The organism is Nocardia amamiensis NBRC 102102 (genome assembly GCF_001612745.1).
GTDB lineage: Bacteria > Actinomycetota > Actinomycetes > Mycobacteriales > Mycobacteriaceae > Nocardia > Nocardia amamiensis.
In genome coordinates, this window is sequence record NZ_BDBA01000157.1 from 1 (window position 1) to 7,039 (window position 7,039).

The window sequence follows — 7,039 nt, forward strand, 5'->3', positions numbered from 1 at the left end:
GAGCAGTCCGGCGGCCACGGCGTGGTCCAGCTCCACCGGCGCGAGCGCGGCGGCGACCTCCCGCTCGGGCAACGCGTCGCCGAGCAGCAGCAGGCGGATGAGCGTGCCGAGTTCGCCTGCCTCGCGCGCCGCCCTGCGCACCGGAACCGGCTCCGAGCGGCCGAGTGCGGCGTGCGCGTCGCCGAGTACCTCGAGCAAGCTGTCGGCGTCGTAGCCGACCCTGGTCAGGGCGGTCCGCAGGTCCGGGCACAGCGCGGTGAGCAGCGATCCGGTGGTGGTCGGTCGGTTCGTAGGCACATCGGTACTCTGCCACCGCGACCGTCTGGTACGGACTAGGTGGTCTCGAGTCGGGGCACCTCGCACCTCGGCCCCGGCGATCGCCACTGCACCGGCCCGCGCGGCCGACAGCTCCGCGAGTCTTTGTGGTCGATTCCTCCGCGGTGACCTGCGTGGTCGGCAGTTTCGTGCGAGCCTGTGTGGCCGATGGCTCGGCGGCGCGCCTGTGCGGTCGACGGTTCGGTGGCGACCCGTGCGGTCAACAGTTCGCACCCCTGCGGTCGACTGCAGCGCACCATCCGCCGATCGTCGAGCGGCTTCGGCAATCCGAGAGAAACCGCTTGGGCCGGTGTAGATCACGTGGCGGGTGGATGTGAGTGCACCGCGCGTGTCGGCGGTGTCGCAAGGTTGCCGCGGACGGAGGAGTTGTGCCGGAAGGTGATTCAAACGCCGTTCGGGTTGCGCGTGGTGACGCAGTACGGCGCGTCGCTGGGATCGTTCAGGACGATCCAGTGTTCATGCCGCCGCACCACCGTCGCGCCGGGCGCTTCGTGCCAGGCCCGCAGGTCGACTCATGTGGCCGGGGGGTGCGGGTGCGCTCAGCGCGTCGGCGGTGTCGCACAAGGGAAGGTTTCCGCGGACGGAGGAGTTGTGCCGGAAGGTGATTCAGACGCCGTTCGGGTCGCGCGCGGTGACGCAGTACGGCGCGTCGCTGGGATCGTTCAGGACGATCCAGTGCTCGTGCCGCCGCACCACCGTCGCGCCGAGCGATTCGTGCCAGGCCGCGGTGGCCTCGATGTCCTCCGCGGCCAGGTCCACGTGTGCGCTGGTCGGACGGTCCTCGCCGAGACGCTGCAGCAGCAGATGCGCGGGCAGTTGCTCCTCCGCACGCAGGCGGGCGAACTCCGGCAGCCGCCCGGGCCGGAATGTCCAGCCGGTCAACGACGTCCAGAAGCGGGTCTCGACCTCGTGATCGGCGGGGCCGATGTCGAGGCATACCTGGTCCAAGCGCGACAGCGTGCCGTCGGGTGTCCGTACGGCCGGTGCGGGTGTGCTCGTGGCGCGGCCGCTCGGGGTGAGGCAGAACGTCTGGCCGCCGGGGGAGCGCAGCACGGCGTAGCCGGGGTGGTTGGCGACCAGTTCGGCGCCCAGGTCGAGCGCGGTCCGGACGGCGGACGGGATGTCGTCGACGTCGAGGTCGAGATGGACCCCGCCGAGACCGGTCACCGCTTGCATCTTGACGCTCGCGGCGGCGAACAGCGCCGGGTCCGGTAGGAGGGTGAGGAACTCGTCGTTGGTGCCGCGTCGCGCAGAGAGCTGGGTGCCGGTGACCGTGGACCAGAACTTCGCGCAGTCGTCGAAGCGCTGCGTCGGGCGGTCCAGGAAGACCCAGATCCACCGAATCATGTTCACTCCTCTGTCTGTTCCCGCTACGTACCGAAGTGGGCACGTCGTGGCGACGGCTTCGATGCGACATTAGGGACCGGCACGCATGTTGTCGAGCACATAGCGACGTTCGCCGAATGGCGCGAATTTAGCGGTATGTGGCATTCGAGCCACTCGTTGCGGACGCAACCTTCCGGCAGGCTCAGCGGGTGACCGAACTGCAGACGCCGACCCCGGTTCCGCTCGACTCCTCGCCTCGGCCCCGCCTGCACCCGGCATGGCTTGTCGCGGGTATCGGCTTCGTCGCGCTGCTGGGCGCCGCCGCCTTCCGGTCGGTGCCCAGTGTGTTGCTCGACCCGCTGCACGAGGAGTTCGGCTGGTCGCATGGCACCATCGGCACGGCCGTTTCGCTGAATCTTCTGTTGTACGGCTTGATCTCGCCGTTCGCGGCGGCGCTGATGGATCGCTTCGGTATCCGCACCGTGGTGGCCTGGGCGCTGGTGCTGGTCGCGGCGGGCAGCGGGCTGACGGTCTTCATGACCCAGCCCTGGCATCTGATCCTGACCTGGGGCCTGCTGGTCGGTGTCGGGGTCGGCTCGATGTCGATGCCGTTCGTGGCGACCATCACCGGCCGGTGGTTCGTGCGCCGGCGCGGCCTGGTCACCGGCGTGCTCACCGCCGCGGGCGCGACCGGGCAGTTGATCTTCCTACCGCTGGTGTCGGCGCTGGCGCACGCGCACGGCTGGCGGCTGCCCGCGCTGATCGTCGCGTGCGCGGCGCTGGCCGTGGCGCCATTGGTGCTGCTGTTCATTCGCGACTACCCGAGCGACGTCGGCGTGCGGGCCTACGGGGCCGAGCCGGACAGCCCCGTTGGGATGCGCGTGCCGGCGACCGGTGGCGCCTCGCGTGCGCTGACCGTGCTCGGCACGATCGCCCGCAGGCCCGGATTCTGGTTGCTGGCAGGAGGTTTCGCGGTCTGCGGCGCGTCGACCAACGGGCTGGTCGGCACGCATTTCGTCAGCGCGGCGCATGATCACGGCATGCCGCCGACCGCCGCGGCGAGCCTGCTGGCGCTCGTCGGCATCTTCGATGTGGCGGGCACCATCGCGTCCGGCTGGCTGACCGACCGGCTCGACCCGCGCTACCTGCTGATCGGTTACTACACGCTCCGCGGTTTGTCGCTGCTGATCCTGCCCGCGCTGCTGGGCCCGGACACCCAGCCGAGCCTGTGGGTGTTCATCGTCTTCTACGGCTTGGACTGGGTGGCCACGGTGCCGCCGACGGTCGTGCTGTGCCGGGAGCTGTTCGGCGCCGACGGCCCGATCGCCTTCGGCTGGGTGTTCGCCTCGCACCAGATCGGCGCGGCGGTGGCGGCGACCGGCGCTGGCGTCATCCGTGACCTCCAGGGCAGCTACGACCTGGCCTGGTATCTCGCGGGCGGGCTGTGCGGCGTGGCCGCGGTGATGTCGGCGGTGGTGCGCCGCGCGCCGCAACCGTCCTGACGCACCGCCCGCTCGGAGAGCGTTCTAGCGCGATCGGTTCCAAGGAAATGCTCGGCCGCTCGCAGCCGGGGCCGTGAACGCGGTGGGCATCGCGTACACCGGGGTGCGGCGGCATTCGGTCCTCGTCCAGAGCGTGGGCGACCGGAACTCGGCGCGTGAGAACTCCGCGATAGGCCCAGCGGGCGCGGCTCAGCCGTCGATGGCGTTGTGCGGACGGGACTCGAGGGCGGTACGGGGACGATCCCAGCGGCTGGGCTCGTCCTTGCGGCGCGGTGGGCGGTCGTTGGCGATCAGCACCGCGATCCAGGGCAGGGGAATGGACGCCACGATGATCAGGATGGACAGCAGCGGATTGCCGAACGCGCTGTAGGCGATCGCGGCGAGGACCAGGCAGGGTATGCGGAACGCCATGATGATCGTGTACCGGCGCACTCGCGCGCGGTGCTGATCGTCCAGCGAAGGGGCCGCCTCGGTGATCAGCGCCGGGTGCTTGCCGTCGCTGCCCGGGAAGTATCCGGAGGAACCGTGGGGCGGCGTCGGCATCGTCACGTCGGGGTGCTCTTGGCGGTCGCGGCCGTCGGCGGAGGGAGAGTCGCCGTTCTGCTGCATACCCCGAGTCTCCCACTAGTGGTCCCACCACGCACAGACCGGGCTCCCGGCTCTCGATATCGGGGCGGCATGCGCCGCCGTGGTCGGCCACTGATCCGGCGATGCGGCATCATGGAATGCGTGAGCACCGACACCATGGTTCGCCCGGACACGACGACCGACGAGACGACGGGCGACGACACCCCGAAGTTCTTCCACTACGTGAAGAAGGACAAGATCGCCGAAAGCGCCGTCATGGGCACCCACGTGGTCGCGCTGTGCGGAGAGGTCTTCCCGGTGACCCGCTCGGCCAAGCCCGGCTCTCCGGTGTGCCCGGAATGCAAGAAGGTCTACGACGGCCTGCGCAAAGGCGACTGAGACCTGGCTCTACTCCGGGGCCGAGGACGACACTCCCCGCCGGTCGAGCGCGGCCAGGGAGCGGCGGGGTCCGGCGTCGTCCAGGGCGGTCGCGGCGTCGTCCGCGTTCGGCACCTCCGCGCCGCTCTCGCCGCGCACCTGGTTGGCGATCCACTCCTTGACCTGCTCCATGCGCGTCGCGCGGGCAGGCCAGAACTCCTGCACGGCCGCGTTGAACTCCGCGCCGAGGATCACCGCGAAGCCGAGGAAGAACGTGAACAGCAGGAACGCGATCGGTGTCGCCAGCGCGCCATAGGTGACGCCGGTTCTGGTGACCCAGGACAGATAGCGCCGCAGCGCCTCACTCGCCGCCATGAAGAACACCCCGGCCACCAGTGCGCCGCCGAAGAGGCGGTGCCACGGCAGTGAGGTGTGCAGCGCCAGCTTGTACAGGGTGGTGAGCCCGACGATCAGCAGCAGGCCGACGCCGGGGTAGTAGAAGAAATCCAGCAGCTGAAGTCCCGTCGCCCGCCACGCCGCGGGCAGCACCCGCCCGATCAGCGCTGGTCCCAGCGCCACCAGGGGCAGGATGAGCACCGCCGCCACCAGGAACAGCATGTACAGCAGCAGCGCGAAGATGCGCTGCCACACCGGGTGCCGCGCGTCCTGCTGGTCATGGGCTTCGACGATCGCGTCGACGAAGGTCGCCATCGCCGACGACCCGGCCCACAGCGACAGCACGAAACCCACCGAGACCACCGCGCCACGGCCTCGTCCGAGGACGTCTTGCACCGTCGGCTCGATGAGGTCCGATACCACGCTCGCGCTGAACAACTCCTGGCTGAACGCGATGATCTTGGATTCCACGATCTGGACGGTGTCCGGGCCGAACCATCCGCCGACGTAACCGAGGCTGCCGAGCACGCCGAGCAACAGCGGCGCCAGCGAGAGCGTCTGCCAGAACGCCGCCGCTGCCGACTTGGCGAAGATCGAGTCCGCCCATGCCTTCTCCGCGACCCGTGCGACCAGCACAACCGTGCGCCTGCTCGCGTGCGCGACTCTGGCGCCCATGCGAGTCCGCGTGCGCACCGCTACGGTGCGGGCCGACGGTGCGTCGGTCCGTGGCGGCTCGCCCGGGAGGGCGCGGTGATCGGTCATCGTGCATACAGCATCGCGCACTTGCGTGATCCGCATCGGGGTCCGGGTGCGACGTGTCGGTGCGCAGCGGGTGAACTTCCAGCGTCCTGGCTGGTGGCCGTGTGATGCCGGTCGCGCCTTTCGCGTCGGTTTGGCGACACGCCGTGCGGGGCCGCTAGGGTGTCTGCGTGACTGGGTCGGGTGGCACCGCTGTGGCGGGAGAAGCGGGAGCACCGGGCGATTCGAAAACAGCGAGCACCGCCGTCGGCGGCTCTCTCCGTGCCTGGCAGCGGCGTGCGCTGACGAAGTATCTGGCCACCAAACCGCGGGATTTCCTCGCGGTGGCCACACCGGGGGCGGGAAAGACCACGTTCGCGCTGCGCGTCGCGGCGGAACTGCTGGCCGACCGCACCGTGGACCAGATCACCGTCGTCGCGCCCACCGAACACCTCAAACATCAGTGGGCGCAGTCCGCGGCCCGCGCCGGGATCGCATTGGACTCGCGGTTCTCCAACTCGACCGGAGGCACCTCGGGGGACTACCACGGTGTCGTGGTCACCTACGCGCAGGTCGCCGCGCATCCGTTCCGGCACCGTGTACGCACCGAGAACCGCAGGACCCTCGTCGTTCTCGACGAGATCCACCACGCGGGCGACGCGAAGAGCTGGGGGGAGGCGACGGCCGAGGCTTTCGGCGACGCCACCCGCCGCCTCGCGCTCACCGGTACGCCGTTCCGCAGCGACGACAGTCAAATCCCCTTCGTCGTCTACGAACCCGACGAGTCCGGCTTCCCGAAGTCCCGCTCCGACCACACCTACGGCTACGCCGAGGCGCTCGCCGACGGCGTCGTGCGGCCGGTGGTCTTCCTGGCCTATTCCGGCGAGGCCCACTGGCGTGACAGCGCGGGGGAGGAGTACTCCGCGCGCCTCGGCGAGCCCCTCAACGCCGAGCAGACCGCCCGGGCGTGGCGCACCGCGCTCGACCCTGCGGGTGACTGGATGTCGGCCGTGCTGCGCGCCGCCGACATCCGGCTGCGTCAGAAGCGTTCTTCCGGCATGCCCGACGCGGGCGGGCTGGTGATCGCCACCGATCAAGAGCGTGCCCGCGATTACGCCGAACTGCTGGAACACATCTCGGGCGAGAAGCCGGCCCTGGTGCTCTCCGACGACCCGTCCTCCTCGGACCGGATCGCGGAATTCAGCAACAGCACCCAGCCGTGGATGGTCGCGGTGCGCATGGTGTCGGAAGGTGTGGACGTGCCGCGCTTGTCCGTGGGTGTGTACGCCACCAGCGCCGCGACGCCGCTGTACTTCGCCCAGGCGATCGGCCGTTTCGTGCGTGCGCGCAAGCCCGGCGAGACCGCGACCGTGTTCCTGCCTTCGGTGCCGGTACTGCTGGATCTGGCCGCCCAGTTGGAGCTGCAGCGCGATCATGTCATCGGCAAGCCGCACCGGGAGCAGAACGGACTCGACGACGACCTGCTGATCGAGGCCGCCGAGCAGAAGGACGAGCCCGGCGAGAAGGACAAGTCGTTCGTCGCGCTGGCCGCCGACGCCGAACTCGACCAGGTGATCTACGACGGCTCCTCATTCGGTACCGCCACCTTCGCCGGCAGCGACGAGGAAGCGGACTACTTGGGCATCCCGGGGTTGCTCGACGCCGAGCAGATGCGCGCGCTGCTGCGCGAGCGGCAGGCCAGGCAGGTCGCCGAGCGCGGCGCGCCCGCGCCCGCGCCGGAGCCGGGTCCGCAGGTGGCCAGTGCGGCGGAACGGGTCGCCACGGCCGACCGGCTC

The 7,039-nt window shown here is 70.1% G+C and carries 7 protein-coding genes; 3 read left to right on the forward strand and 4 right to left on the reverse strand.

What is annotated here, in order from left to right:
* Positions 1-297 (reverse strand): DUF7059 domain-containing protein (locus tag NA4_RS26345; RefSeq protein ID WP_444980047.1); only part of this gene is annotated, 297 nt, incomplete at its 3' end.
* A gap of 645 nt (positions 298-942) precedes the next feature.
* Positions 943-1,683, reverse strand: a complete 741-nt coding sequence (locus NA4_RS26350) for a VOC family protein (RefSeq protein WP_067475569.1) — start codon at positions 1,681-1,683, stop codon at positions 943-945.
* Between the two features lie 188 nt (positions 1,684-1,871).
* Between NA4_RS26350 and NA4_RS26355 the strand changes: the two genes are divergently transcribed.
* The gene (locus NA4_RS26355) at positions 1,872-3,164 is read left to right on the forward strand and encodes an MFS transporter (protein WP_067475576.1); all 1,293 of its coding nucleotides are present in this window, start codon (positions 1,872-1,874) and stop codon (positions 3,162-3,164) included.
* A gap of 189 nt (positions 3,165-3,353) precedes the next feature.
* On the opposite strand, the gene NA4_RS26360 is transcribed toward NA4_RS26355, so the two are convergent.
* Entirely contained in the window at positions 3,354-3,707 is a 354-nt protein-coding gene (locus NA4_RS26360) for a DUF3099 domain-containing protein (protein ID WP_067475579.1), read from the reverse strand.
* Between the two features lie 177 nt (positions 3,708-3,884).
* Here NA4_RS26360 and NA4_RS26365 point away from each other — a divergent pair, with 177 nt between their 5' ends.
* Positions 3,885-4,130 carry a DUF3039 domain-containing protein gene (locus NA4_RS26365; RefSeq protein WP_157129315.1) on the forward strand — a complete coding sequence of 82 codons (246 nt, stop codon included), beginning with the start codon at positions 3,885-3,887 and terminating at the stop codon, positions 4,128-4,130.
* A 9-nt stretch (positions 4,131-4,139) separates the two neighbouring features.
* Here the strand turns inward: NA4_RS26365 and NA4_RS26370 are convergent, their stop codons facing one another.
* Complete coding sequence (locus NA4_RS26370) at positions 4,140-5,180, reverse strand: YihY/virulence factor BrkB family protein (protein WP_084497458.1); 1,041 nt, start codon at positions 5,178-5,180, stop codon at positions 4,140-4,142.
* 278 nt (positions 5,181-5,458) lie between these two features.
* Here NA4_RS26370 and NA4_RS26375 point away from each other — a divergent pair.
* Positions 5,459-7,039 (forward strand): DEAD/DEAH box helicase (locus NA4_RS26375; protein ID WP_067475573.1); only part of this gene is annotated, 1,581 nt, incomplete at its 3' end.

Bases quoted from the DNA above. Each gene is read 5' to 3' on its own strand.
- NA4_RS26365 (WP_157129315.1), top strand. From the start codon at position 3,885: ATGGAATGCGTGAGCACCGACACCATGGTTCGCCCGGACACGACGACC.
- NA4_RS26370 (WP_084497458.1), bottom strand. From the start codon at position 5,180: ATGGGCGCCAGAGTCGCGCACGCGAGCAGGCGCACGGTTGTGCTGGTC.
- NA4_RS26350 (WP_067475569.1), bottom strand. From the start codon at position 1,683: ATGATTCGGTGGATCTGGGTCTTCCTGGACCGCCCGACGCAGCGCTTC.
- NA4_RS26360 (WP_067475579.1), bottom strand. From the start codon at position 3,707: ATGCCGACGCCGCCCCACGGTTCCTCCGGATACTTCCCGGGCAGCGAC.